Annotated in this window: 23 protein-coding genes; 15 read left to right on the top strand and 8 right to left on the bottom strand. The window is 37.8% G+C overall.

Features of this window, described 5'->3' with window-relative positions; translation table 11 throughout:
- Positions 1-69: 69 nt before the first annotated feature.
- Together BANA01_RS10640 and BANA01_RS10635 are read left to right on the top strand one after the other, a co-directional pair.
- On the top strand, positions 70-936 hold the full coding sequence (locus BANA01_RS10640; RefSeq protein WP_052106411.1) for a GGDEF domain-containing protein: 867 nt from the start codon (positions 70-72) through the stop codon (positions 934-936).
- 342 nt (positions 937-1,278) lie between these two features.
- Positions 1,279-2,739 (top strand): alanine/glycine:cation symporter family protein, encoded by a 1,461-nt coding sequence (locus tag BANA01_RS10635; protein WP_034676376.1) that lies wholly within the window; start codon positions 1,279-1,281, stop codon positions 2,737-2,739.
- Between the two features lie 114 nt (positions 2,740-2,853).
- Here the strand turns inward: BANA01_RS10635 and BANA01_RS10630 are convergent, their stop codons facing one another.
- Positions 2,854-3,363 carry a ferritin gene (locus tag BANA01_RS10630; protein WP_034676379.1) on the bottom strand — a complete coding sequence of 170 codons (510 nt, stop codon included), beginning with the start codon at positions 3,361-3,363 and terminating at the stop codon, positions 2,854-2,856.
- 340 nt (positions 3,364-3,703) lie between these two features.
- On the opposite strand from BANA01_RS10630, the gene BANA01_RS10625 reads away from it, so the two are divergent.
- From BANA01_RS10625 to BANA01_RS10600, 6 genes are all read left to right on the top strand, one after another.
- Positions 3,704-4,669 (top strand): tRNA dihydrouridine synthase, encoded by a 966-nt coding sequence (locus BANA01_RS10625; RefSeq protein WP_034676381.1) that lies wholly within the window; start codon positions 3,704-3,706, stop codon positions 4,667-4,669.
- Between the two features lie 315 nt (positions 4,670-4,984).
- Positions 4,985-6,082 (top strand): ABC transporter ATP-binding protein, encoded by a 1,098-nt coding sequence (locus tag BANA01_RS10620; protein ID WP_034676383.1) that lies wholly within the window; start codon positions 4,985-4,987, stop codon positions 6,080-6,082.
- Positions 6,072-6,875 (top strand): ABC transporter permease, encoded by an 804-nt coding sequence (locus BANA01_RS10615; RefSeq protein ID WP_034676385.1) that lies wholly within the window; start codon positions 6,072-6,074, stop codon positions 6,873-6,875. Before BANA01_RS10620 ends, BANA01_RS10615 begins: the two co-directional genes overlap by 11 nt.
- Positions 6,876-7,676 (top strand): ABC transporter permease, encoded by an 801-nt coding sequence (locus tag BANA01_RS10610; protein WP_063253113.1) that lies wholly within the window; start codon positions 6,876-6,878, stop codon positions 7,674-7,676.
- Positions 7,673-8,749 carry an ABC transporter substrate-binding protein gene (locus BANA01_RS10605; protein WP_063253112.1) on the top strand — a complete coding sequence of 359 codons (1,077 nt, stop codon included), beginning with the start codon at positions 7,673-7,675 and terminating at the stop codon, positions 8,747-8,749. Before BANA01_RS10610 ends, BANA01_RS10605 begins: the two co-directional genes overlap by 4 nt.
- Before the next feature lie 452 nt (positions 8,750-9,201).
- A complete protein-coding gene (locus BANA01_RS10600; protein WP_063253111.1) occupies positions 9,202-9,531 on the top strand; it encodes a hypothetical protein in 330 nt (109 codons plus the stop codon).
- Between the two features lie 383 nt (positions 9,532-9,914).
- Here the strand turns inward: BANA01_RS10600 and pstB are convergent, their stop codons facing one another.
- From pstB to BANA01_RS10580, 4 genes are read right to left on the bottom strand one after another with little or no spacing between them, the layout of a single operon-like run.
- Complete coding sequence (gene pstB, locus BANA01_RS10595; RefSeq protein WP_063253162.1) at positions 9,915-10,700, bottom strand: phosphate ABC transporter ATP-binding protein PstB; 786 nt, start codon at positions 10,698-10,700, stop codon at positions 9,915-9,917.
- A gap of 41 nt (positions 10,701-10,741) precedes the next feature.
- Positions 10,742-11,566 (bottom strand): phosphate ABC transporter permease PstA, encoded by an 825-nt coding sequence (pstA, locus tag BANA01_RS10590; protein WP_063253110.1) that lies wholly within the window; start codon positions 11,564-11,566, stop codon positions 10,742-10,744.
- Position 11,567: 1 nt separating this feature from the next.
- A complete protein-coding gene (gene pstC / locus BANA01_RS10585; protein ID WP_235847109.1) occupies positions 11,568-12,467 on the bottom strand; it encodes a phosphate ABC transporter permease subunit PstC in 900 nt (299 codons plus the stop codon).
- A 54-nt stretch (positions 12,468-12,521) separates the two neighbouring features.
- On the bottom strand, positions 12,522-13,361 hold the full coding sequence (locus tag BANA01_RS10580) for a phosphate ABC transporter substrate-binding protein (RefSeq protein ID WP_063253108.1): 840 nt from the start codon (positions 13,359-13,361) through the stop codon (positions 12,522-12,524).
- Between the two features lie 380 nt (positions 13,362-13,741).
- Between BANA01_RS10580 and BANA01_RS10575 the strand changes: the two genes are divergently transcribed.
- Positions 13,742-15,418: a M4 family metallopeptidase gene (locus BANA01_RS10575; RefSeq protein WP_063253161.1), complete on the top strand. Its 1,677-nt coding sequence runs from the start codon at positions 13,742-13,744 to the stop codon at positions 15,416-15,418.
- A gap of 134 nt (positions 15,419-15,552) precedes the next feature.
- Positions 15,553-16,503: a carbohydrate kinase family protein gene (locus BANA01_RS10570; protein WP_063253107.1), complete on the top strand. Its 951-nt coding sequence runs from the start codon at positions 15,553-15,555 to the stop codon at positions 16,501-16,503.
- A gap of 244 nt (positions 16,504-16,747) precedes the next feature.
- On the opposite strand, the gene BANA01_RS10565 is transcribed toward BANA01_RS10570, so the two are convergent.
- The 3 genes from BANA01_RS10565 to BANA01_RS10555 all read right to left on the bottom strand — a co-directional run bounded on the left by BANA01_RS10565 (position 16,748) and on the right by BANA01_RS10555 (position 18,297).
- The gene (locus BANA01_RS10565) at positions 16,748-16,987 is read right to left on the bottom strand and encodes a hypothetical protein (protein ID WP_063253106.1); all 240 of its coding nucleotides are present in this window, start codon (positions 16,985-16,987) and stop codon (positions 16,748-16,750) included.
- Positions 16,988-17,067: 80 nt separating this feature from the next.
- Positions 17,068-17,775 (bottom strand): DUF421 domain-containing protein, encoded by a 708-nt coding sequence (locus BANA01_RS10560; RefSeq protein ID WP_063253105.1) that lies wholly within the window; start codon positions 17,773-17,775, stop codon positions 17,068-17,070.
- 183 nt (positions 17,776-17,958) lie between these two features.
- Positions 17,959-18,297, bottom strand: coding sequence for a YmaF family protein (locus BANA01_RS10555; protein ID WP_063253104.1), 339 nt, complete (start codon positions 18,295-18,297; stop codon positions 17,959-17,961).
- Between the two features lie 655 nt (positions 18,298-18,952).
- On the opposite strand from BANA01_RS10555, the gene BANA01_RS10550 reads away from it, so the two are divergent.
- From BANA01_RS10550 to BANA01_RS10530, 5 genes are all read left to right on the top strand, one after another.
- A complete protein-coding gene (locus BANA01_RS10550; RefSeq protein WP_063253103.1) occupies positions 18,953-19,348 on the top strand; it encodes a VOC family protein in 396 nt (131 codons plus the stop codon).
- Between the two features lie 300 nt (positions 19,349-19,648).
- Positions 19,649-20,809 (top strand): C40 family peptidase, encoded by a 1,161-nt coding sequence (locus BANA01_RS10545; protein WP_063253102.1) that lies wholly within the window; start codon positions 19,649-19,651, stop codon positions 20,807-20,809.
- Between the two features lie 160 nt (positions 20,810-20,969).
- The gene (locus BANA01_RS10540; RefSeq protein WP_063253101.1) at positions 20,970-22,235 is read left to right on the top strand and encodes an MFS transporter; all 1,266 of its coding nucleotides are present in this window, start codon (positions 20,970-20,972) and stop codon (positions 22,233-22,235) included.
- 469 nt (positions 22,236-22,704) lie between these two features.
- A complete protein-coding gene (gene abc-f / locus BANA01_RS10535; protein WP_063253100.1) occupies positions 22,705-24,615 on the top strand; it encodes a ribosomal protection-like ABC-F family protein in 1,911 nt (636 codons plus the stop codon).
- 99 nt (positions 24,616-24,714) lie between these two features.
- Positions 24,715-26,193, top strand: coding sequence for a protein adenylyltransferase SelO (locus BANA01_RS10530; protein ID WP_411833982.1), 1,479 nt, complete (start codon positions 24,715-24,717; stop codon positions 26,191-26,193).
- Positions 26,194-26,352 lie beyond the last annotated feature (159 nt).

Raw genomic sequence — 26,352 nt, 5'->3', positions numbered from 1 at the left:
ATACAAATGTCTCGACCTATAATTACAATTAAGATACGTTCGTATGGGATTCCAAAGGAGAAGAAACTTATGAAATACAGGTATTTAAATTGGATAATTATTTTGGTTGGGACTGCTTTACCCATTATTATTGATACCATTGCAGATAACCACGGGGACCACTATCCTTTTATATGGTCAATAGCTCTAATTCCAAGTATCATCATCATCTTTAGGTATCCAAGTTGGAATGTCGTTATTGGAACAGCAATCTTTTATAGCCTATTTGAACTTACGATTGAGTTAAACCAAGAGGGTTTCACCCAGTTTTCTCTAGATTTACTAACCCTTGTTTTAGGTATAATAGTAAATTGGTCAATTCTTTTAACAGTCGGATACTTACGAATAAAAACTGAAAAATTGGTACGGAAAGTAGAAGAAATGACTATTACGGATCCATTAACAGGAGTATACAACCGAAGATATTTTGATTTATATCTTGAACACGCAATCCCCTTAAGTAAAAGGATGAGTAACTCTTTAATTCTAGTCATGTTTGATATAGACCATTTCAAAAAGGTTAATGACACTTATGGTCACGTGTGCGGTGATTATGCACTTAAGCATATTACGAACGTTATTAAAAGGAACGTTAGAGACACCGACGTGGTTATTAGAATGGGAGGCGAGGAATTTGCCATTCTGCTACTAGAAACGAGTTTAGAAGAAGGTAGTGAAATTGCGGAACATGTCCGTAAAGCTGTGGAAGATTCTAATTTTATTTACAACGATCAACAAGTACCGATCACCATTAGTTTGGGATTAAACGAATATAAATCAGAAAAAGTTGACCAATTTATTGAAAAAACAGACCAGGCTTTATACAAGGCAAAAGCGAATGGTAGAAATCAATTGGTAGTTTCGAGTGACAGCAGCAATTCTTTTTGTTTTTGCTAATCAACTTATCTATGTAAAACCTTAGGTTTGCCCACCTAAGGTTTATTTTTATTTCCTTAAATACGTGTAACGAGCTTTTCATTAAATCACATGAAAGTACGTACTGTTTCTCAATAAAAATAAACATTTATGATCAAGACTCAAGTTTCGGTAAACTAAATTTTTCCGAATTCTGGGTCTTTTTAGCTTTCTTGGGTTTATTTTCAGTAGAAAACTTTATTATAACTCGAAGGGAGAATCCGGGTTTTTAGGCTGATGTTTTGCGAAGCATTTTTTGGGTATACACAATGTGTAACCTACTGTACATATGGATAAAAAAAGTTTAAATATGAGGGAGTTTTTATGGGGGATTTAGTAAATTGGTTGAATGGATATGTTTGGAGTTCAGTATTGGTCTATACATTTTTAGGATTAGGATTGCTTTTCACCATTCTCACACGATTTGTTCAGATTAGATATATTAAAGACATGTTTAAGCTGACATTTCAAGGTGGAGGTTCAAAGGCAGGTGTTAGCTCTTTCCAGTCACTGGCAATGTCATTGGGCAGCAGGATTGGTACTGGGAATGTAGCGGGTGTCGCAACTGCCATTGCATTTGGTGGGCCAGGTGCTGTCTTCTGGATGTGGGTAGCTGCGATTTTAGGAAGTGCTACCTCTTTTATTGAAACGACTCTTTCTCAAGTCTACAAAAGTAAAATAAACGGGAAGTACCGAGGGGGTACCCCTTTTTACATCGTAAAAGGATTGAAGCTAAAATGGTTTGCAGTCTTATCAGCAGTTGTAACATTATTAGTTATGGCATTTTTATGGCCAGGTGTTCAGGCGAATACAGTAGCGTTAACGCTGAATAATGCTTTTGGAGTGTCGACTGAAGTGACTGGAATAGCAATGGCTATGCTGCTTGGTTTTATTATTTTTGGTGGTGTCAAGAGGATTGCTAAAACGGCTGAAATCATAGTTCCGTTTATGGCTATTGGCTATATATTAGTCTGTATTATTATCCTCAGCATGAATTACACCGTACTGCCAGATGTCATTTCGCTTATTTTCACCAGTGCCTTTAATTTAAACTCCACTTTTGGAGGGTTAATGGGTTCGGCCGTAGCTTGGGGAGTACAAAGAGGGGTCTACTCAAGTGGAGCTGGCATAGGAAGTGAAACATTTGAAGCAGGTGCAGCAGAAGTATCACACCCCGCAAAACAGGGTTTAGTCCAGGCATTTTCTGTTTACATCGATACATTGATTATTTGTCCGGCAACCGCTTTTATGATCCTAATTACAGGAATGTATGACGTGAAACCGGAAGGAAAAGCTCCTATTACTGAAAGACTCGGAGATGTAGAACCCTCTGTTTACACACAGCTTGCTGTGGAATCTGCATTACCGTCATTCGGAATTGCCTTTATGGCTGTATCCTTATTCTTTTTCTGTTTTACCACTTTATTATCTTATTACTATAAAGCAGAGACAAATCTTGCTTTTTTGATAGGAAGTAAAAAGGTAAAATTCGATTGGCCGAACCATATACTGAAGGTCACTTTGTTAGTTGCTACATTTTATGGAAGTATTCGAACAGCAGAGGTTGTCTGGGCAATGGGCGATCTAGGAATGGGAACAATGGCATGGATAAACCTTACGGTAATCCTGTTGCTTACGAAACCGGCACTTAAAGTCTTGAAAGACTATACAAGACAGAGAAAAGCAAACAAAGACCCAGTATTTAAACCTGCCAAACTTGGAATCGAAGGGGCTGAGTTCTGGGAAACGAAACAGAAGAAGAAGGGCGGCTCTATCGCCTCCTAAAATAAAGTTGAAGTTGTTATATAAAATTAATACTGTCCTAAAACCTTAGTTAAATATTTAATCCCTCTCAAAATCAAGTTGAAAATACGGATTTTGAGGGGGATTTGTCGTTGATTAACCTGCTGCTGGGGGAGTGACAGTAGTAGTTCTCCTGCCTAACTCTTGATCTAATAATAAAAGAGCAGATGGGTTATTTTCAGCCAATCTTAGACGATCGATGATCGTTTTAGCTTGTGCCTCCTCATCTATTTGTTCTCTTAAAAAGTCTTGTATGATAACAGCTGCTTGAGGATCGACTTGACTGACATAATTAAAGGCCTGTCTATAAGAGTTTGTAACAAATTGCTCATGTGCTAATACCTTTTGAAAAGTTTCTAATGGTGTACCGAAGTTACTTGGTTGAGCAGGAAGGTTGTTGAGTTGGACAGTTCCATCACGATCTACAACAAAATCAATTAATCTAAGCATATGGGTTCTCTCTTCTTCAGATTGTAACCTTAGCCAATGGGCCATCCCTGTAAAGTTCAGCCTTCCTAAATATGCAGACATGGCAAGATATAATGTCGTTGATACATGTTCAATTTGAATTAAACTATTGAACAATTTCTGAAGTTCTTCATTCACTTTTCTCCACCACTATTTCGAAATATCCATTCAATTTTATTGTATAAACAAAACAAAGATAGGTACCTTGGCACATTTCTATTGTGAAAAATGACAGTGAGATGTGATGTTTCAAGTTTTCTGGTAATGGTTTAGAAACAGTGGAAATACTAGTTATAGCGTGGATTTTAGCAGGAGTTAATTGCTTAATAAGAGTCTGTAAATTGAATATAAACATTCCCTCTGTTTGATAAAAGGTACTAAAGCATGGTATAAGTGTAGAAGAAGCAGAGACATTCTGCTTTTTAATTTTGGGAGAAGGGGGTTGTCCTGATCCCTTAATGAGAGGATTTGAATTAATATGAAAGAAAACTTTTGGCGTGATTTACCACGACCTTTTTTTATACTAGCACCAATGGAAGATGTGACGGATGTTGTTTTCCGCCATGTTGTGAGTGAAGCAGGAAGACCCGATGTGTTTTTTACTGAGTTTACAAACAGTGAGAGTTATTGTCACCCACAGGGGATGCAGAGTGTGCGTGGGCGTTTGACTTTTACAGAGGATGAACAACCAATCGTTGCCCATATATGGGGGGATAAGCCTGAAAACTTTAGGCAAATGAGTATTGGTATGGCAGAATTAGGCTTTAAGGGAATAGATATCAATATGGGCTGTCCCGTACCTAATGTGACACAGAATGGAAAGGGAAGCGGCCTTATCCTTCGTCCAGATGTTGCGGCAGAGTTAATACAAGCTGCAAAAGCAGGCGGATTGCCTGTAAGTGTTAAGACAAGGCTTGGTTTCAGCGAAGTAGACGAATGGCATGACTGGCTGACACATATATTGAAACAAGACATTGTCAATCTATCCATTCATCTCCGTACAAGGAATGAAATGAGCAAAGTAGATGCTCATTGGGAGCTGATTCCGGAGATTAAGAAACTTCGTGACCAGGTAGCACCAGATACACTTTTGACGATCAATGGGGATATTCCTGACCGCCAAACCGGGTTAGAGTTGGCCAATAAATACGGTGTTGATGGGGTTATGATTGGGCGTGGTATTTTTAAAAATCCGTTTGCCTTTGAAAAAGAACCAAGAGAGCATAGCACTAAGGAGTACCTTGATCTCCTAAGATTGCAACTTAATCTTCAAGATAATTATGCAGAAGAATTGCCGCGTTCAATCACAGCACTGCATCGGTTCTTCAAAATTTATGTTAAAGGTTTCCCAGGGGCAAGTGAATTAAGAAATCAATTAATGAACACTAAGTCAACAGATGACGTCCGTGCATTGCTTGATAACTTTGCTTCGAACCAATCTTGATGATATAAATAAGTCCTAAAATGAGAAAAGAACCCGAAAAAACGGGTTTTTTTTTGTAAAAAGAAATGCAAAGCGGAAAGGAGTAAGGAAATTCTCCACAAGGCATCGCCTCAAAGTCATCTCATCATTTGAGTAAATACAAGGAAAAACAATTGATTTTTTTACCTTTCTATGACTACACTCAATTCGATACCTTTCATTATAATCTACTCTTTTCGCACCTTCTTATTTTCATTAATGTTATTTTTAAAATAATTCATAAGTTACCGCTACAAATTTTTAGTAGAGAATAATTCTTATTCATAGGAGGCTTCCATGGCAAACGATATTATTATCCGATTCGATAACGTAACAAAATTTTATGACAGTCAGACGAAAGTTTTACAAGACGTGAGCTTTGAACTTGAACGTGGGAAATTTTACACATTACTTGGTCCTTCGGGTTGTGGTAAAACGACAATTTTACGAATCATTGCAGGCTTTGAAAAACCGACTACAGGGAATGTATACATTAATGGCAAGTATGTAAACGACGTACCAGCAAATGACCGTCAAGTAAACACTGTATTCCAAGACTACGCCCTATTTCCGCACTTAAACGTATTTGGAAACGTAGCATTTGGTTTACGAATAAAAAAAGTAAAAGAATCGGAAATTAAATTCCGCGTAGCAGAAGCGTTAAAGTTCGTAAACCTGCCAGGTTACGAAAACCGTGAGATTACAGAAATGTCAGGCGGTCAGCGTCAACGGGTTGCAATCGCACGAGCAATCATTAATGATCCAGAAGTGATTCTGCTCGATGAACCGTTATCAGCACTTGATTTAAAGCTGCGCACAGAAATGCAATACGAGCTGCGTGAGCTGCAGCAACGCCTTGGCAAAACATTTATTTTTGTTACGCACGACCAAGAGGAAGCTTTGGCGATGAGTGATGAAATTTTCGTTTTAAACGAAGGAATTATCCAGCAATCTGGTACGCCAGTTGATATTTACGATGAGCCAATTAACCGATTTGTTGCGGACTTCATCGGGGAGTCAAACATCGTTGAGGGTGTTATGCTAGAAGACTATAAAGTGAAGTTTGCTGGAAAAGTATTTGACTGTGTCGACGGCGGAATGAAGAACAACGAAAAAATCGATGTTGTCATTCGTCCAGAAGATCTTCAAATTACATCACCAGAAGCAGGTAAAATAGGTGTTACCGTCGATACGCAGTTATTCCGCGGCGTACATTATGAGTTATCGACATATGACAAAGATGGAAATGAGTGGCTTGTACACTCGCTGAAAAAGGCTGAAGTAGGTGCACAAGTAGGTCTTGATTTCGATCCAGAGGCGATTCACATTATGCGTCTAAATGAAACTGAAGAAGAATTTGATGCACGCATAGAGGCGTATACGAATGAAGTTTAAGTCAAAATCAGCATTCGTCCCATATATACTATGGATTGCACTCTTCGTTATTGCACCGATTGGGCTTATTTTGTATTATTCGATGCTCGATTTAAACGGAGAATTTACGCTAGTAAACTATAGAAACTTCTTTTCATCAGCATACTTAACGATGACGTTAACGAGCTTTTGGTATGCATTGATCATCACGTTTTTTACGCTGATCATCTCTTATCCAACCGCGTACCTATTAACAAAAACAAAACATAAGCACCTATGGCTAATGCTCATTATTATTCCTTCGTGGATTAATTTATTATTAAAAACCTATGCATTTATTGGTATTTTCGGTTTATACGGACCGGTCAATGCAATAGTGGAAATGTTTGGCTTCGACCCGACCCAAATTCTATTTACCGACTTTAGTTTCGTGTTCGTCGCGGTGTACATTTTTATACCGTTTATGATTATCCCCATCTTCAATGCGTTAGACAAAATGAATCCGTCATTAATTTATGCAGCACGTGATTTAGGTGCTTCACCGCTTACGACGTTCCGACGCGTCATTTTTCCTTTAACTATTGAAGGTGTAAAATCAGGGATTCAAGTAACGTTCATCCCTGCTCTCTCCCTCTTCATGATTACGCGCTTAATTGCTGGGAATAAAGTAATTACGCTTGGTACAGCGATAGAACAGCAATTTTTAGTTGCGCAAAATTGGGGAATGGGTTCAACCATTGCTGTATTTTTAATCTTAATTATGTTTGCAATCATGAGATTTACACGCACAAAGAAAAAGGGAGGCCGAGCATAAATGAGATCAACGTTAACACCTCTAGCTAAAGTATATTTAGCCATCGTGTTTATTATTTTATATGCACCGATCTTCTACTTGATTTTTTATTCATTTAATAGCGGCGGTTCAATGGGGTCATTTGAAGGTTTTACACTAGAACACTATCAAGCAGTGTTTGATGATAACCGGTTACTCGTTATCTTAATCAATACCGTGATTGTGGCACTCCTATCTGCGTTAATAGCTACCATTATCGGTACACTAGGAGCAGTTGGTATTGTTTCATTAAGAAATTACAAAATACGTAACATTGTATTATCATTAAATAATATTTTGATTGTTAGCCCAGATGTTGTCATTGGAGCAAGCTTCTTAATATTATTCACAATGATTGGGGTTAAGCTTGGCTTTACATCCGTATTAATTTCACATATTGCCTTCAGTATCCCCATCGTCGTATTAATGGTCTTGCCTAAGATATTGGAAATGAATACGAACTTAATTGACGCAGCACTTGATTTAGGGGCCAATCGCCGCGCTGTATTAACACGTGTTATTGTTCCGTATATTAAACCGGGGATATTAGCTGGTTTCTTTATGGCCTTAACCTACTCATTAGATGACTTTGCTGTAACATTTTTTGTTACTGGTAACGGATTTAGTACATTGTCTGTTGAAATCTATTCCATGGCACGTGCTGGTATTACGTTAACCGTTAATGCAATCTCAGGGCTAGTGTTTATCGTGACAGTGGGTATTGTCGTTATGTACTATTTCATTACGAAGCGGTCGAGAAAAACGGAGGGCTCTACTCGATGAAATCTTTAGTTCAAATAATGTTAGCAATCATTATAGCGTGTGGTATCCTTTCGTTTGTGGCCTCAAAACTCGAAGCAGCAAGTACAGCTGGTGGAAAGGACACTTTAATTGTATACAATTGGGGAGAATATATTGACCCGGCACTGATTAAGCAGTTTGAAAAAGAAACAGGCATTTCAGTTATTTATGAAACGTACGATTCTAATGAAGCAATGTTAACGAAAATTAGACAAGGCGGCACATCCTATGATGTTGTTGTCCCATCAGAATATACGATTGAAACAATGATTAAAGAAGATCTGTTAATTGAAATTGATCATTCGAAACTTCCCAACTTGCAAAATATTGATCCTTACTTTTTAGATTTACCATTCGATTCGAAAAACAAATATTCCATTCCATACTTTTGGGGAACGGTTGGTGTAGTTTATAATCCTAAAGAAGTCCCGAAACATATCACTTTTGATTCTTGGGACGATTTATGGGATCCTGCATTAAAGAATAAAGTATTTTTAGTAGATGGTGCACGTGAGGTCATCGGAATGGGGTTAAACAGTTTAGGATATTCGTTAAATTCACGTGATGAAAATGAATTGCGTGAAGCCTTAGAAAAATTAAAGCAACTAAATGGAAATGTCAAAGCGATTATTGGTGATGAAATTACGCCACTAATGATTAATAATGAGGCGACAGTGGCCGTAACATTTTCTGGTCAAGCAGCAGACATGATGTACGAAAACGAAGAGTTGGACTACGCCGTCCCACAAGAAGGCTCAAACTTATGGTTCGATAATATGGTTATTCCTAAAACTTCAAAAAATGTGGAAGGCGCCCATCAATTCATAAACTTTATGCTAGATGCAGAAGTGGCTGCACAAAATACTGATTATGTAGGATATGCAATTCCAAATAAAGCAGCTTGGGATTTATTAGACGAGGAAGTAATAAACGATGAACGTTTTTACCCACGAGAAGAAAGTCGCAGAAATTTAGAAGTATATGAAAACTTAGGTCTAGAGCTGCTGGGAAAATACAACGAATACTTTTTAGAATTTAAAATGTCACTAGAGTAATTCCCTCAATAAGGGGCCAAAATTCATAAAGGAATTTTGGTCCTTTTTGTACTCAAATGTAGGAAAGAAGACGTTCACAATATTGTAGAAAAGACTAACTGAATTGGAAATGTAATGTGATATTATTTTTCTGTATGTAGCTAGCAAAATCGAAATAAGACAATAAAGATATTATTCTCCATATCTCGTCATTTCTGTCCTTCATCAATTCCCACATCGAAACAAGATTTCAAATAATATTTAATAAATTTATAACCTCTTTATTAAACTTCACCTTGCTCTGCCGTATCATCTTGTTTTACTGTCCAAAAATTTTTAAAAAAATCATAATATAACAAGCTTGAAAGGAGTGATAGTCATGTAACCTAACCTTTGTCATTTATAGGTTTTCTGAGAGTTAAGTGTATCATTTATGGTTTTTACAAATTTATCTCTGAAGGAGAGGATTAAAAATGGGTCATGATATATCAGGATACAATAAAGCGGGGGAAGAAATTGCTTATGCCCGTTTTAGCATGGGGAATTATAATGCTATCACACTGTATAGTATACTTGAGGCAGATAAATTTTACGCAGGAGTTAGTGGGTCAGGAGGCTGTTCCACCTTCACAATAGAGCAAATTGAAAAGGCTTTAATTATCTACAAGGAATTATACGATAATGAGAACTCCCTGTCAGAAAGTGATTTCTTGGATTGGGATCAAAAACAAATCAGAAATTTTATACTTAACTGCTTAGCAACAGCACAAAAAGAAGAGTGTGTAAAAGTGTATTTTGGCTAATGGGTTAAAGAAATTCACTAAATCTTACATTTTAAAAGCTAAATTCCTTATAACCACTGTAGTTTAAATGTACAAGTTTCTTCCCATCTTAATTCAACCTATGAGTGCTCTTTATTCTCCAAAAGCTTGATTCAAACCTTCCAAAAAAACTCTCTTTTTTGCAAGAATCTTATATTTCAGCTAGCGTACCTATTTAAATTATAACCTCCCAAAAAAACCGCATAGAAAAACACAGAAGATACCGAAATCCCTGTGTCTCTCTATGCGGTCTTAAATATTGATTCACCTGGTTACTTTACGAATTCAAATCATACATCTGACCTTTTATTAAATAGACTTTACCTTCTGTGATATTGGTAATATGGGTACTGTTCGTTTTAAAATTAACCGAATCGGCCGGTAATATAATCTTCCGTTCTTTGATCGCTTGGCATCGAGAAGATTTTACCAGTTACATCATATTCCACGACTTCCCCGCTTAGGAAAAATGCAGTTTTATCTGAGACTCTCGCTGCCTGTTGCATATTATGGGTAACAATGACAATGGTATAATCCTTCTTCATTTTTTCTATCAGTTCTTCCACTTTTAAAGTAGAGATAGGGTCTAATGCGGAAGTAGGTTCATCCATTAGAATAATATCCGGCTTCATCGCAATGGCACGTGCGATACATATACGCTGCTGTTGACCGCCAGATAGACCAAGTGCCGAGTGTTTAAGACGATCTTTCACTTCATCCCAAATGGCTGCACCTCGTAAGCTGCTTTCAACAATTTCATTTAGCTCTTGTTTATTTTTAATGCCTTGCATTCTTGGACCATATGCCACATTATCATAAATACTCATTGGAAAAAGATTTGCTTTCTGAAACACCATACCTACTTTGGTTCTTAAATTTATAACATCAGTTGATTTGTATATATCTTCTTGATCAATCATAATATTGCCAGTAATTTTTACGCCATCAATTAAATCATTCATGCGGTTTAATGTTCGCAGGAAAGTGGATTTACCACATCCAGAAGGGCCTATTAGAGCGGTAACCTCATTTTCATGTATATCAAGTGATATGGAGTAAAGTGCCTGCTTTTCTCCATAGAACAAATCAAGATCTCTAACACTGATTTTCACTTCTTTATTTGGTTCCTGTACTAGCGTTGAATTATTCATCCTTACCTTTATCCCATTTGTATTCATGTCAACACCTCATTTTAAAAGTCAGCTTTATTTAGTTTTTTCGAGATGAACGTTGCCGATAGATTCAACACTAGGATAATGACGATTAAGACGATTCCAACGGCTGAAGCTAATTCAATGTCACCTGATTCCTGTGTAACTAAAAACGAATGAACCGTTAATGTACGTGCTGATGAGAAGATGCTTGAAGGCATGGCTGCAACCGTTCCGGCCGTTAAAAATATCGCAGCGGACTCACCGACAATTCTTCCAATCGATAGGATTATTCCGGATAAGATACCAGGCATTGCACTAGGTAGAATGACTTTATATAAAGTTTGGAGCTTAGTGGTACCCAATGCTAGTGACCCCTCCCGATAGGAGTGAGGGACTGTTTTTAGCGATTCTTCGGTTGTTCGGATAATTACAGGTAAAACGATAATGGTTAATGTTAAAGAAGCAGCTATGATTGACATCCCTAATTTTAAAGTCGTAACGAAGAAAACTGCGCCAAATAATCCATAAATAATCGATGGTATCCCTGTTAAGCTTTCGGTTGCAAAACGAATGAGATTTACCAATCGACCTTGTTTTGCATACTCTTGCATATATACTGCAGCACAAATTCCAATTGGAGTTGCAATGAGTAATGAAATCACAATGGTATAAATGGTCGTAATAATCATCGGCCAAATACCACCGCCTCCAGCAGGGGAGTAGTCACCAAAGATGAAATCAAAGCTAATTAAACGATACCCCTTGAAAAAGATATAGCCAACAATCATGACAAGTATGGCAACCGTCAAGAAAGCTGATCCCCACAGAAGTGTACGGTACAGTTTATCTTTTTGCTTTCTCAACTTACTTACCACCCTTCGCACTAATTTTTGCTAATACAAAATTTAAAATTAAGATAAACGAGAATAAAACTATCCCTGTAGCAAATAACATCTCTTGGTGAGTTCCGAATGCATAACCCATTTCTAATGCAATATTCGTTGTTAATGGCCGCACACTGTCTGTAAGGCTTGTAGGCAGAATAAGACTGTTGCCGGCTACTAAGATAACAGCCATGGTTTCACCGATTGCTCTGCCTAAACCTAAAACAATTGCTGCCATGATCCCTGACTTAGCTGATGGGACAACCACCTTAAAGATGGTCTCAATCTCAGAAGCACCTAGAGCCAATGAACCTTCACGATATGTTTTTGGGACGGCACGGATTGCTGTTTCAGCAACTGTTACAATGGTTGGAAGCATCATGATTGCCAACACTAGGATAACCGCAATCAAGCTTTGTCCTTTTACTAGGTTTAATTGATTTTGTAAAAAAGGAACGATAAGTGCAAGTCCAAATACACCATATAAAACGGACGGAATTCCAGCCAGCAGCTGTACTGCTGGAGAAATCAATTTAGCTGCCCTTTTGGGTGCAATTTCAGCTAAGAAAATGGCTGTAAACAAACCTATTGGAACTCCAATCACTAATGCACCAATAGTTGCATAGATGGAGGCTACTATCATCGGCAAAATGCCAAATTTCTCTTCACTTGGAACCCAATCCACTCCAAAAAGAAAGTCAAAAAAGCTATATCCATCTACTAAAAAGGGGAGTGATCCTTTATAAAAAACAAATCCAACGATCAATAATAAACTGATAACAGATAGTAGTGCACAAAACTGAAATAATCTTGATGACAGCTTCTCTAACATGTACTTCCTCTTATTTGATTTCTTAATCTCGACGGTCTGCCGCGGCATACGCATTCCTCCATGAATCTCTATTACTTGCTTAGTGGATCGGTATATCTGTTGTTATTTAATCGGGATAGCTCCAGTTTCACCAACAATTGCTTGCCCATCGGGACTCAAAATATAGTCGATAAACTGTTTTCCAGCGTCGGTAATTTGATCCTCTTTGTGAACAAATAAAAATGGACGTGACAGGCTATATTCTTGCTGCAAAACATTATTGGCTGTAGCCTCCACTCCATTAATATCTACAGTTGATATTGAGGAATCAATATATTCGAATGAAATAAAACCTACCGCATGCTTATTTGTTGCAACCGTCGTTTTAATATTTCCGTTACCACTCGCAATGATTGCGCTTCTTACTAATTCACCTGAAGAGTACCCTACTATTTCTTGGAAGGCGTCTCGTGATCCGGAACCATCTTCTCTGGAAACAACGACGATTTCCATGTCAGCGCCCCCTAGCTCTTTCCAGTTTGTAACCTCACCAGTAAAAATAGCCTTCACTTGATCCATCGTAAGGTTTTTCACTTTGTTGCTAGGATGTGTTACGACAACAATCCCATCATAAGCAATAATGGTCTCAACGAGCCCGCTAGCTTTTTCTTCCTCTTTTAAATCACGAGAGGACATTCCGATTTCTGATACTCCGTTTATGGCATTGGTTATTCCCGCAGAAGATCCAATTTGATTTATTTCAACCTTTACATTGCTTTTCTCTTTAAATTTTTCTGCAATTTTTTCTGCTAGAGGCCCTACTGACGTAGATCCTGAAACAGAAACGGTAGCTGAACCATCATTTGATGCTGCACCTTCATTACTACTATTTCCACATGCTGATAGAATGGCAGTTAAAAATAGTACCAATAATCCAAGCATTGTCTTTCTTTTTAACGTCATTTTTTTAACCTCCAAGGTGATCGATTGCTACATCTACTCGACATGTAAAGAATAAACGCTATTTGTAAAGATTAAATAGATGTTTTGTAAAGGTTTTGTAAATTTTATTAATTAAGTTTTAAAACAATGTAAATCCATCCATTATTACCATTACTTAGAACCCGTGAGTGTCCTTAATCTCTTTTCATTTGAGAATATATGTAGTGTGTTTGTTTTTTGATAGAGGTGTATGTATATTGGTAAATTATGCCTAGTTAAATATAGGAAATAGGAAAATGTTTTTAGTTTTCATAATATTAAAATAATTACAATTATTCATGTGGTTTAAACTCTACTAAACTATAATGAGAGATGTGGAAAATAATAGGAGGTAGAGAATGATGAAGAAAAAGTTAATTTTACCTGTAGCCTTGTCAACAGTGATGTTAGCAGGCTCTATCCCGGTTAGCAGTGTTTTTGCTCAGACAGCTGATACTAAGGTCACTAATAGTGTACAAGCTTTTAAGGCTTGGAATGAGAAAGCAAATGTTCCGTTATTTGTAAAGGAGCGTTTTTCCGAAAAATACTCATCTAGCAACTCTTCTGAAGCATTAAATTATTTGAAGAAAAACGAAGGCAAAACCGGAATAAATAATCCTGATAAGAATCTAAAAGTGAAGAGTGTACAAAAAGATAAACTCGGTATGACACACGTCCGCTTTAATCAGGCAGTTAATGGAGTGAGTGTTGAAGGATCCGAGGTTGTTGTCCATTTTAATAAGAATAATGAAGTGGTCTCGGTTAACGGAAGAGTAAATCAGACGATTGCCGATGACGCAGTTGACACGGCTGTTTCTTTAAGTAGTGAGTCTGCACTAAAGACGGCCTTATCCTCTGTCAGTGCCCCTGAAGAACTGACCTATGAGCCAACTGCTGAGCTTGTTGTCCTACCGTTTGAAGGAAAAAATTATACAACCTATAAAGTGAATGTTAACTTTATGGGGGATGAACCTGGAAACTGGTTTGTCTTTGTGGACGCGAAAACAGGCGAAGTTATCGATAAGTACAATGGATTAATGCATGCAGACGAAATGACAACACAAAAAGGTGCTGGAAAAGGTGTACATGGTGAGCACAGGGAATTACATATTACTCAAGTAAAGGAACCGAATGCAGGAACGAAGTTTGCGTTAGCTGATTACTCTCATGAAAACCTTGGTGGAATCGTGACGTATGACGCTAAAAATGATAATACATCGAGTAATGATACTCTCTATGTAGGAAATTCAGCTGCATTTATCGGGGACTATGATCGGGCGCTGGTAGACGCACACTACAATTCCGAAAAGGTTTATGAGTATTACTTAAATGAGCATGGCCGTAATTCTCTTGATGGGGAAGGAATGGCAATCATTTCAAAAGTTCACTATGGCAATAATTATAACAATGCTTCCTGGAATGGGCGTTGGATGACTTATGGTGATGGTGACGGTGTGTTCATGACCTCTCTATCCGCTGGTCTTGACGTTGCTGCCCATGAAATGACACATGGCGTAATCACTCATTCTGCTAATTTAGTGTATCGCAATCAATCTGGAGCATTAAACGAATCGTTTGCCGACGTGTTTGGTGCACTCGTTGATGATAGTGATTGGGAAATGGGCGAGGATATTATGGCCCCGGCTGCTAAAGCTGACGGTGTAACTGTATTGCGCAGTTTAAGTAATCCAAACAGCGTGGTTGTCAGTAACGAGCAAAGAAGGGCGTACAGCACAAATGGCGGGTTTTATCCAGATCATATGGACGAGTTTTATCATATGCCAACTTCTGTTGATGGCGGCGGTGTTCACGTTAACTCCTCCATTACAAATCATGCTGCATACTTGATTGGCCAAGAAATCGGAAGAGAAAAATTAGGGCAAATCTATTATCGTGCTTTAACTGTCTATCTAACTCCAAATTCTGACTTCAGCGACGCACGTCAAGCTATCGTTCAGTCTGCGATTGATATTTATGGTGAAGGAAGTGCAGAAGTGGCCGCAGCCAATTCTGGATTCGATGCAGTGGGTATAGACTAATATTTTTAGAAAATACTCCTATACTAATATTGTTTATGTTCCCTCGAACTTTAGGTTTGAGGGATTTTTCTGTACGTTAACGAGAAAAAAGAAAAAAATAGTTTATAATAGTGTTTCAAGAAGGAGGGCTATTGTTGGGTAAACAAGGAGTTATATCATTAGGAGAACCTTTTGTAGATTATATATCAACGGATAGCACGAATACGAAATTTCGACAGCTGTTAGGAGGGGCTACTGTAAACCTAGCAGTAGGTACCAGTAGACTTGGGCTGCCTACTTACTTTTTGTGTAAATTGGGGACAGATTCAATTGGTAAATTTGTAGAACAAGAATTAGAGAAGGAAGGAGTTAATCTTAAATTTTCTGTTCGTTCTGCTATAAAAAGAATGTGTGGAGTCTATGTACATCTGACAGAAAGTGGCGAGAGAAACTTCCATTCTTATTTAAACCATACACCAGAAGAAGTTTTAACAGAAAAAGAAATAAGAAGAGAGGTTTTTGAAAAAACTCAAATTTTTTATTTTGGCTCTGGTACCCTTTTTCAACAAAACTCCAAAAAGTCCACCGAGGCTGCACTAAAATATGCAAAGGAATCTTCCAATCTAATCGCCTTTGATGCCAATCTACGTTTAAAACGGTGGGAAAGTGAAGACCATTGTCGTAAAACAGTGATATCGTTCCTTAAACATGCTACTATCGTCAAGTTGGCTGAGGAGGAGTTAAATTTCTTAATGGAAACTAATTCACTTGAGGGTGGATTGGAAAAAATATCAAAATGGGACATTCCTTACCTATTTATCACAATGGGAGGGGAAGGTGCTTGTGGAGTAATGAATGGTAACAAAGTTACCAGCCTCGCTCCGAAGGTGGACGCAGTTGATACAACCGGTGCAGGGGATGCTTTTATGTCCGGACTTTTATATTGCTTTCACGAAAAAGGAATGCCTTCGGGGAAAACGGAATTAACGGAGTATCTTCAGTTTGCCAACTGTGTGGGTGCTCAAGCAACAACTCAAATTGGATCTTTATCTTCCAGAATGGATTTAATGGAGTTGAAAAAAATTTTTATGCAAGGAAGCATTTAAGAGGAAGCACCATTTTTCTGTATATCTTTCATTCATTGTGTCTCTGAACTCGTTTTAAACGGAGGCAAGCGGCAGAATCCGATAAGGGAGTTCTGTCGTTTTTTTTGCACTAAGCATGATACAGTCTATGGGTGCAAATACCGAACTGTGAAAAGAGAAGAAACCATAGCATAATGTAAATATTACCCCGGGACGAAAAATCTAAACCCTTGAAGACATCGCTCCAAGGGTTCCATTTTGAAAGTTAACAACAGGACCCGTGATGGAATCCATGATGATGGTGAAATGGATAGCCACCATAACCCATGCCGTGACCAGGAAAACCACCATAGCCCATGCCGTAACCAGGAAAACCGCCATGACCCATGCCGTAACCAGGAAAGCCACCATAGCCCATACCGTAACCAGGAAAACCACCATAACCCATGCCATATCCAGGAAAACCACCATAACCCATACCGCTGCCAAAGAATTGTCTATCCATTATTTTTCTCCTCCTCAAATTGTTTCAAAGTAGTGTATGTGTCCATATTCAAAGAGGAATGGATATTTGCCTATTTCATGTTAGTTATCTTTCCCTGGATTGTAGTAAAAAGGATTACTTTTATGGTCCTTTTCTTCATTATTATCAATAAATAACTTTCCATCTCCTAAAAGAGTTGCCAATGTAATATTTTCTACTAATTCTCCCTTGTTTTCAAGCTCATTCATTAGCCATCCACGGTCTAATTGCAGATATTTTAAATTATGGTCTATGATCTGTCCATCCATGATTAATGGTATTGGAATAAATTCTTTCTTTACTTGTAAATTTAAATCATTAGGTTGAACAGGCCGATATTCTGACTTAGGGATCACACTAATATCTCCTGTTTCCTCCATTACTGCAATAGATATACTTTGAATGTCTGTGTACCCTTTTACTCTTAGATGTGATAATAATTCGTTCATAGGCATTCTTACCTTCTTTAAGCCTTTTCTGTCAATATTACCATTTTGAATTAACACTGTAGGACTTTCATATATAATCCATCTCAATTTATTATGTAACGATAATCGAATAAAAATTTTATATAAAATTACTGTTATTCCAGCATAGATAAGGGCTTTACCCATATTATGATCTTCAACAGGAGCACTAATGATATTGGTAAGAATGAGGATATAGATAATATCAAATGTATGCATCTGAGCGACTGCTTTTTTTCCAGTAAATCTTATAAACAAATATCCTACTATAAAAACCAAGAAAGTACGGTAAAATGCTTCCAAATTTGCACTCCCTTTAAAGAATGTTCTAGAAATAATATATAGTATTTAACATTTATTCCGAGTCTAAACCAGAATAAAAAAACTACACTCCTTATTGTTAGAAAGTGTCCAACAATAAGGTTGCAGTTCAATGTTAAGTAAAAAATACTTTATGTTTTCCTAACTGTTCCAAATCTACATTATTCATCTATTACCTGGCGCCGGCTGGTCAACCCCTCTTACATGATGCCTATGCCCATTATCTTCGGAGGTGTAAAAATCATAATAATGAACATGCATCCCATTCCCTACTGGTATAGCAGGACCTGAATATGCCTGATAATGATGGGTATGCCCATCTTCAAAAACAACATATCCCTCTGTGTAATGAATATGATTTTGATCCTGCGTTGGTATTGGAGGTGAAGTTACATCTAAACACTGGTGGACATGACCCGCTTCCACCGAAGTATAATCAACAGACCCATGATTGTGATGTGGTACAAAGCCATTTACAAAATCATCTTTTCCTACATTAGCCATAATAAACTCCCCCTTTAATTCATTACACTCATCTTTTTTGCAAGTAACCTCTCTTTAAGTCATGAAGCAGGTATAAGAAATGCCTAACATCTTTAATACCTGGTCTGCTAATAACGGATTAATAACATTCCTGATTTGGCATGACTTAATTAGGTCAAGTACGGTCAGCTTAAACTCCCAATTTCTTGGGCAGCATTTTTACCATCTTTATTCATTTTTCCGATTATTGACTTCCCCCTCCTTACTTCCCCTTCTTTACTCATAATATTTTCTCAACTATTCAGTTATGTTATAGACTTGTGGAATATTCATAAGATATAAAAAAGTCAACTTTTTTAGAATGGGAGATTATTTCTAAGGCGGTATTCTCCAAGGTAAAAGCAGTCTTTGAAACAATTACTACAGGTACATTTGCAGTATTTAAAAGATTGGAATGACTCTTTTTACTTCCTAGAAAAAAACCACTAATAATACGTTCGGGGTGTTAAATACTCTGAACGTTTTATTTAGAAATTACTTCGATTTAAACTCCGAAACATTGTTGATAAAATTAAAAAGGAGTCCATCAATAAATAGAGAAATACTTAAGTTTGAGAATACCTAAATGATAATTGGGAATAATGGGGTATTATTACTTGGCAAATAGGAGGAAATTATGGGAAGATTAGTTCATTTCGAAATTCATGTAAGTGACATTGAACGAGCGAAGAAGTTTTATGGAGAGGTATTTGGATGGTCATTTCAAGATTGGAGTGAATATGCGGGAATGCCTTATTTTGGTGCAGTTACGGGGGGTGAAAATGAACCAGGAATAAATGGTGCTTTAATGCAGCGACAAAGTGTTCAGCCAGAAGCAGGCCAAGCGTTAAATGGATTTGCTTGTACAATGGGAGTGGAAAATTACGATGTAACGGAAGCTAAGATTCTTGAAAATGGCGGTAAGGTCGCTATGGCCAAGTATGCACTGCCTGGAATGGCGTGGCAAGGATACTATACTGATACAGAAGGAAACGTATTCGGAATTCATCAACCCGATGTGAATGCAAAATAGAACTTATATAAGGGTGAAAAATGTTGAGGAATGGAATGTATTACATAATCGATTAAAGAAAGGCGGATTCACCTGCCTTTCTTTTTTTTAATTCGCTTTATAGACACTTAACGACAAAAATACCCAAGAGCATGTTTACCTTTAGTGAATTCTAACTGTGTATTTAATAGATTATTCTACAATAAATTACAATTTAATTACATTTCCGACTATATCATTGTTTTTTAGTCCTCTTGCAATATAAACTAGTAATATATTAAAAGTTTAAATAAATGTGCCCTAACAAGAGGAGATTCTGTGATGTTAAAAAAATACATAAAATATCTAGTAGCCGCTTCCATCCTTGCTGCCACAATACAAGTAACACCTACTTATGCCAATCCAATAACAAACGGACAAATCGAGGCTACCAAGGAACAAATTAATGACTTTGAAACAAAGATTCAACAATTGGACAACTCTATTAGCTTAGCAATGGAGAAAAGTCGAGAACTAAATGAAAAGATTGTAAATCAACAAGGTAAAATTGAGGAAACCGAAACGGAAATTGTCAAAGCTGAAACTGCTTTAGAAAATCATAAAGAAGTTTATTCAGAGCGCCTTAAAAGCATTCAATTAAAGGGAAATCAATCTGTCATTACCTACGCAGAGCTATTGCTTTCATCTGGCAGCGTTTCTGACTTTTTTAATCGGTTTACAGCCATTTCGCAGTTTATCGAAAGTGATACTGAATTACTAAACGGCTTAAATCAAAAAGAACAAGCTCTAGTAGAAGCAAAGGAACAGCTACATAATCAGGTCAACCAATTAAAACAGAGCCAAGTGGAATTAGCCGCTAAACAACAACAGATTGAAATAGATAAAGAGCAAATTCAAAAAGATTTAGCTGACGCACAGGGTATTTTACAAGCTCAACTGGCACAACAAGCAGTTGAACAACAGGCTTTATTAGCTCAGCAGGCAGCAGAACAAGCCCGACAACAGTCGGAACAGCAATCTTTGGTAGCCGCCACGGCAACATCTGTACCGGCAGTATCACCAGCGGCAGCGCCAGCAGTATCACCATCACCATTAACACCTTCTGTTGTTGCTCCAAATGCAGTAAGCCCGGCAAGTGCAAATGCACTAATTGCCAATGCTAAACAATATTTGGGTGTTCCGTATGTATGGGGTGGATCAACACCAAGCGGATTTGATTGTTCGGGATTTACTTCATATGTCTATCGTTCAGTTGGCATTAGTCTTCCAAGGACGTCAAGCGCTCAGCAAAATGTTGGAACAAGAGTCCCATTAAATCAACTACAGCCAGGAGATTTAGTATTCAGAGGTTCTCCTGCCTATCATGTCGGGATTTATATCGGGGGCGGACAATATATTCATGCGCCTCAAACGGGTGATGTTGTGAAAATTGCTACTTTTAAGCCGTCTATGTTTTCAACTGCTTCTAGAGTTTTACGTTAAGCTCAGCATTTGTGATAAGTGAATTATACTGATAAAGGCAGCTTCTTGATATGGGAGCTGCTTTTTTTGTTTTAGCTTTTAACTATTCCCTGCAATTCATAATCCTACTTTATAAAGTCTTTCATATATATAGGAGTAAAAGCCATCAGGAGAATAAACATTGGATAAACAAAATAGCAAATTCAGATGGATTGTATTTGTTTCTGTATTGTTTACTTACTTTTTAATGGCAAGTCAACGAACCGCACCAGGATTGATTACAGACCAGGTGATGAGGGATTTTCACGTTACAGCGTCAACAATTGGATTACTGACAAGTATACAATTTTTTGTTTACACTGGTTTACAAGTTCCAATGGGGATATTGGCTGACCGTTATGGGCCTAATTTTTTTCTAATTATAGGGGCTATTCTTACGGGCGCAGGAACCATTATTTATAGTCTTGGGACCCATGAATCTGTCCTGTTTTTCGCAAGGATACTAACGGGAACAGGCGATGCGACCATCTGGGTTAATATGGTGTTAATTCTTGGTCAATGGTTTAAGGTAAAGGAATTTGTACGATTGATTGGAATTGCAGGAATGACAGGGAGTCTAGGTTTCTTACTGGCAACCGTCCCTTTCTCTTTATTGATTGACTTTCTTGGCTGGAGAGGGGCGTTCCTTTTAGCTGGAATACTATTATGTTTATGTGGAGTACTTCTTTATTTTGTTCTGATAAAAAAACCAAATCAAATCTTTGTTAATGAAATAGTTCCTTTGAAAAAAGTGGTTCAACATGAAAAGACTTTGTTTTTAATAAAAAGAATCTTTTCAAATCGGCAGGCATGGGCTTTATTTCTTTGTCACTTTGGAATTGTAGGTGCGTATGTTGGATTTATCGGTTCATGGGCAGTGCCGTATGGGATGGATGTATATGGAATGACACGTTCCACCGCAAGCCAACTCATCATGATTGGACTTATTGGAGCACTTATCGGCGCTCCAGTATCTAGTTGGATTTCAAGCCGGTTGGGAACCATCAAACGGCCCTATGTGGTTATTCATTTTATTATTTTATTGTGCTGGGCAGCTTTTCTTTTATTTAATGGGACTCCTCCATTTGTCATGCTAATCATACTTTTCTTTATTATAGGCTTTGGATATGGAGCAAGTGCCCTCACCTTTGCTGTCGTTCGTCAATCCTTTCCTTTAAAAGAGTCTGGTATTGTATCTGGGTTTGCAAACACAGGTGGATTTTTGAGTGCGGTCCTGTTGCCGAGTATTTTTGGAGTGGTATTGGATCAATTTCAAACTGCCTCAGGCAGCGGGGTGAATGGATACTTCTTCGGATTTATGACACCAGTTATCTTCTCATTACTTGGTTTGTCAGGCGTAATATCTATTAAGGAAAAGCGCAGGCAAACTTCAGAACAAACAGAATAAATGAAAAACATAAAATCAGTATTTACAAAATGATGAAAAAATGAGATAATAAGGAAAATTTTGAAGGGGGAAAGTAAGTATATGGAACCAACTAATTGCTAATATTAATTTATTTTTAAAATTAATATTAATTTTGTATGGAGTGTCAATTTGCCTATAAAAATTAGGTTTATTTGTTATGCTCTTTATGGAATTATGGCAATTTAGAAGGTAACTTACTTTACTGAATCAAGATGATCATTTATTTGGAGTTCACCGCTTTTTTAAGGCGGGGCATTAACATGCGCTTTTTTGTGTGCGCACGTTCGATTAAACACCTTCAAATAATTTAAATCACTGATATCTAGACTGTAAGAAGAAACATCTTCTTATGGTCTTTTTTATTTTACAAATAAATAGGTAATGCAGGTTCTTCTTTGCCTTATCCATAAAAAGTGTAACTGGATTATGGATGAAAGAAGGAGATCGTATGTTAGAAATGAAATTGCATGGCATTAAAAAATTTATGGAAGCCACTCTTGTGGTTGAAAATATAACATTTGAAGCTTATGAAGGAGACAAGGTAGGAATTGTCGGTCCCAATGGAAGCGGAAAGAGTACGATTCTTAAGCTGATAGCAGGAATCGAAAAGATGCATTATTATCCAGGCTATCCTCAAACCTCAAGTCCTGGATACGATGAAGGTTTAATTAACCTGCCTAGAGGAGCGACTAAGGCATATCTTGAACAATCTCCTATGTATCCGGAAGGATTAAAAGTGATAGATGTACTTAATTTGGCCTTTGAAGAGATTGTGGGCATTGAGAGTCAAATGCGAGAATTAGAAAATCAAATGAAAACGCTTGAAGATAAGGCCCTTGAGAAAGCCTTAAATAAATATAGTGAGTTGGTCCAGCATTTTGAAGTGAAAGGTGGATACGAACGAGAAGAGAAATTAAGCAAGGTTTGTACCGGACTTCATTTTTCCGAAAGCTTTTTAGACAAGGATTTTGATTTATTAAGCGGCGGTGAAAAAACGACTGTAGTCCTTGGAAAGCTTTTGATTCATAATCCAGATATATTGCTATTGGATGAACCAACCAACCATTTAGATATGGAAGCCATTGAATGGCTTGAAGGATACCTAAAAAGCTACAAGGGAATTGTCATTATTGTATCCCATGACCGATACTTTTTGGATCATGTAGTAAATAAAATTGTGGAAATAGAAGATATGGAATCCATATCCTACAAGGGCAATTACTCCTCTTTTGTAAGTCAGAAAGAAGAGAATATGCGGATTCAATATGAGCACTTTCGAGAACAGCAGAAAAAGATTAATAACATGGAAAATCAAGTGACTAGTCTGAGAGATTGGGCGATGAGAGCTGATAATAATAAGTTCTTTAGAAGAGCCGCAAGTATTCAAAAAAAACTCGAAAAAATGGAGCGTATTGATAGACCTGTTTTTGAGCGGCGGAATATGAGACTTGATTTAAAGGTTGCCGGAAGGTCGGGAAATGAAACCATCAAGGCAATTGGACTTTTCAAAAGTTACCAAGATAAGGTGATTTTTAAAGATGCAAACCTTATGATTCATTATGGTGAACGCGTCGGACTGGTCGGTCCAAATGGAAGTGGCAAAACCAGCTTCTTAAAAATGCTTTTAGGAGAAGAACAGACAGATCAAGGTGTGGTGGAATTAGGTGCTAATGTAATGGCAGCCTATTTACCTCAAAAAATTACGTTCAAAAATGAAGAGCAAACAGTGCTGGAGGCTTTTAGAGAAGATATATCAATACCCGAGGGAAAAGCTAGAGAATATTTAGCAAAATTCATGTTTTATAAGAAAAGCCCATTTAAAAAAGTAAAGCATTTATCAGGCGGTGAGCGGATTAGACTTAAGCTTGCTATGCTGTTATATCAAGACATTAATTTATTGATCCTGGATGAGCCAACGAATCATCTTGATATTGACTCCATCGAAACTCTTGAGGAAGCACTCGAAGACTTTAAAGGTACAATATTCTTCATCTCTCATGATAGATATTTTATTAATAAAATCGCAGAAAAAGTTATTGCTTTGGAGGATTATCGCTTTAATAGCTATCCGGGAAATTATGATTATTATAAAAGTCAGCAGCCCAAGGAGGAGCAAATTGTAAAGCGTGAAAAAAGCAAGAAACAGAGCCGTAATTCTCAAGATGAAAATGTGGAGGTTGAATTGTCAAAAGTACTCGCTAGGATTGATAGTCTAGAGAAAGAACTCCTAATAGTCGATTTAGCGATGGCCCAAAACTCAATTGAGTACGAAGAGCTTAATAAACTTTTCATCCGGAAGAGAGACTTAGATCAGGAACTAGATACTGCTTTAGAATGGTGGGTAAGCATTAGTAATTAATAGGAGTATCTAATTGGGTATAATAACTATGCATGGGCAGATAGTAAAACTTAGCCGTATTTGCAAAGCTTTTTTGAATCGGCATAAGGGGATTTGGAAATGGGGGATACAATGACTAAAGATTTAAGTGAAACTGGATGGAATTTTGATAATAGTTACGCTCGTTTGCCACAAACGTTTTTTACTAGCCAGAATCCAACACCTGTGCGTTCACCGAAGCTAGCTGTCTTTAATAAACCGTTGGCAGCATCACTAGGTTTGAACGTCTCAACCTTGGAAAGTGAAGATGGGGCAGCTGTGTTAGCAGGTAATAAAATCCCTGAGGGGGCGTCACCACTTGCCCAAGCTTATGCAGGCCATCAATTTGGGCACTTTACGATGTTAGGTGACGGTCGGGCTGTACTTCTGGGAGAACAGATTACACCACAGGATGAACGATTTGATATTCAGCTAAAGGGTTCAGGAAGAACACCCTACTCACGTGGGGGAGATGGCAGGGCTGCGCTAGGTCCTATGCTTCGTGAGTATATTATCAGTGAAGCGATGTTTGGATTAGGTATTCCCACCACACGCAGTTTAGCAGTGGTAACAACCGGTGAAGAAATTGCCCGTGAATCCTATTTACCAGGTGCTATTTTAACAAGAGTAGCTGCTAGCCATCTTCGCGTTGGCACCTTTCAATATGCCGCAAGGTGGGGAAGCCCAGAGGAACTTAGGGAGCTGGCGGAATATGCCATAAAACGCCATTATCCTGAAATTCAAGATGATGAGAACCGGTATCTCATGTTCCTAGAAGAAGTGATTAAGCGCCAAGCAATGTTAATTGCTAAATGGCAGCTTGTTGGCTTTATTCACGGAGTTATGAATACAGATAACATGACCATAAGCGGAGAAACGATTGATTACGGTCCTTGTGCCTTCATGGATACCTTTGACCCGGCTACTGTATTCAGTTCTATTGACAGAGAAGGTCGGTATGCATATGGGAATCAACCAAATATAGGTGTCTGGAATTTAGCAAGGTTAGCTGAAGCTCTTTTGCCGCTGCTGCATGAAAATCAGGAACAGGCAGTTACGCTAGCACAAGATAAACTGTCCGACTTTGCTCAGTTTTTTGAATCGAATTGGCTTGAGGGAATGAGAGCGAAACTAGGATTATTTAATGAGGAGGAGCAAGACAAATCCCTTATTAAAGACCTCTTAGACATGATGCAGAAGCACAATACTGACTATACAAACACATTCAGAGCGTTAACTTTGAATAAACCAGAAGAAATTATTCTACATGGAACACCAGAATTTACTGAGTGGCTGGAACGGTGGAATACCAGACGGGACAGACAGGAGGAATCGAAGGAATCCTCCATTCAATTAATGAGAAACAGTAATCCTGCTGTAATTCCACGGAACCACCGTGTTGAGGAAGCACTGGAAGCAGCAAATAATGGGGATTATAGTGTGTTGGAGAGGCTTCTAGAGGTTTTATCCAATCCATATGCTTACTCGGAAGAACAGCTAGAATATACAATTCTGCCTGGACCATCGCCACGTCCTTATCGAACCTTTTGTGGAACTTGAGAATGCAATATGAAAAGCAAAAGCCTTTCAGAAGAAGGGCTCAGATTGTCGAGAAAGGTATCTTTCTCGGCAATTTTTTACTTTTATGTGCAATGAGGACAAATCGCTTGAATACCAAGCAAGGATGTCCTCAATACAGGGTCTTAAGGACAAATCGCA

The organism is Neobacillus niacini NBRC 15566, from assembly GCF_001591505.1.
Taxonomy (GTDB): Bacteria; Bacillota; Bacilli; order Bacillales; family Cytobacillaceae; genus Neobacillus; species Neobacillus niacini.
This window is presented reverse-complemented; position numbering and strand designations above follow the sequence as displayed.

Excerpts from the sequence above, each read along its gene's own strand:
- BANA01_RS10605 (WP_063253112.1), top strand. The coding sequence starts at position 7,673 with ATGAAATCTTTAGTTCAAATAATGTTAGCAATCATTATAGCGTGTGGT.
- BANA01_RS10600 (WP_063253111.1), top strand. The coding sequence starts at position 9,202 with ATGGGTCATGATATATCAGGATACAATAAAGCGGGGGAAGAAATTGCT.
- BANA01_RS10615 (WP_034676385.1), top strand. The coding sequence starts at position 6,072 with ATGAAGTTTAAGTCAAAATCAGCATTCGTCCCATATATACTATGGATT.
- BANA01_RS10625 (WP_034676381.1), top strand. The coding sequence starts at position 3,704 with ATGAAAGAAAACTTTTGGCGTGATTTACCACGACCTTTTTTTATACTA.
- BANA01_RS10550 (WP_063253103.1), top strand. The coding sequence starts at position 18,953 with ATGGGAAGATTAGTTCATTTCGAAATTCATGTAAGTGACATTGAACGA.
- BANA01_RS10530 (WP_411833982.1), top strand. The coding sequence starts at position 24,715 with ATGGGGGATACAATGACTAAAGATTTAAGTGAAACTGGATGGAATTTT.
- BANA01_RS10575 (WP_063253161.1), top strand. The coding sequence starts at position 13,742 with ATGAAGAAAAAGTTAATTTTACCTGTAGCCTTGTCAACAGTGATGTTA.
- abc-f (WP_063253100.1), top strand. The coding sequence starts at position 22,705 with ATGTTAGAAATGAAATTGCATGGCATTAAAAAATTTATGGAAGCCACT.
- BANA01_RS10620 (WP_034676383.1), top strand. The coding sequence starts at position 4,985 with ATGGCAAACGATATTATTATCCGATTCGATAACGTAACAAAATTTTAT.
- BANA01_RS10635 (WP_034676376.1), top strand. The coding sequence starts at position 1,279 with ATGGGGGATTTAGTAAATTGGTTGAATGGATATGTTTGGAGTTCAGTA.
- BANA01_RS10610 (WP_063253113.1), top strand. The coding sequence starts at position 6,876 with ATGAGATCAACGTTAACACCTCTAGCTAAAGTATATTTAGCCATCGTG.
- BANA01_RS10555 (WP_063253104.1), bottom strand. The coding sequence starts at position 18,297 with ATGGCTAATGTAGGAAAAGATGATTTTGTAAATGGCTTTGTACCACAT.
- pstB (WP_063253162.1), bottom strand. The coding sequence starts at position 10,700 with ATGAATAATTCAACGCTAGTACAGGAACCAAATAAAGAAGTGAAAATC.
- BANA01_RS10640 (WP_052106411.1), top strand. The coding sequence starts at position 70 with ATGAAATACAGGTATTTAAATTGGATAATTATTTTGGTTGGGACTGCT.
- BANA01_RS10565 (WP_063253106.1), bottom strand. The coding sequence starts at position 16,987 with ATGGATAGACAATTCTTTGGCAGCGGTATGGGTTATGGTGGTTTTCCT.
- BANA01_RS10545 (WP_063253102.1), top strand. The coding sequence starts at position 19,649 with ATGTTAAAAAAATACATAAAATATCTAGTAGCCGCTTCCATCCTTGCT.
- pstC (WP_235847109.1), bottom strand. The coding sequence starts at position 12,467 with ATGCCGCGGCAGACCGTCGAGATTAAGAAATCAAATAAGAGGAAGTAC.
- BANA01_RS10580 (WP_063253108.1), bottom strand. The coding sequence starts at position 13,361 with ATGACGTTAAAAAGAAAGACAATGCTTGGATTATTGGTACTATTTTTA.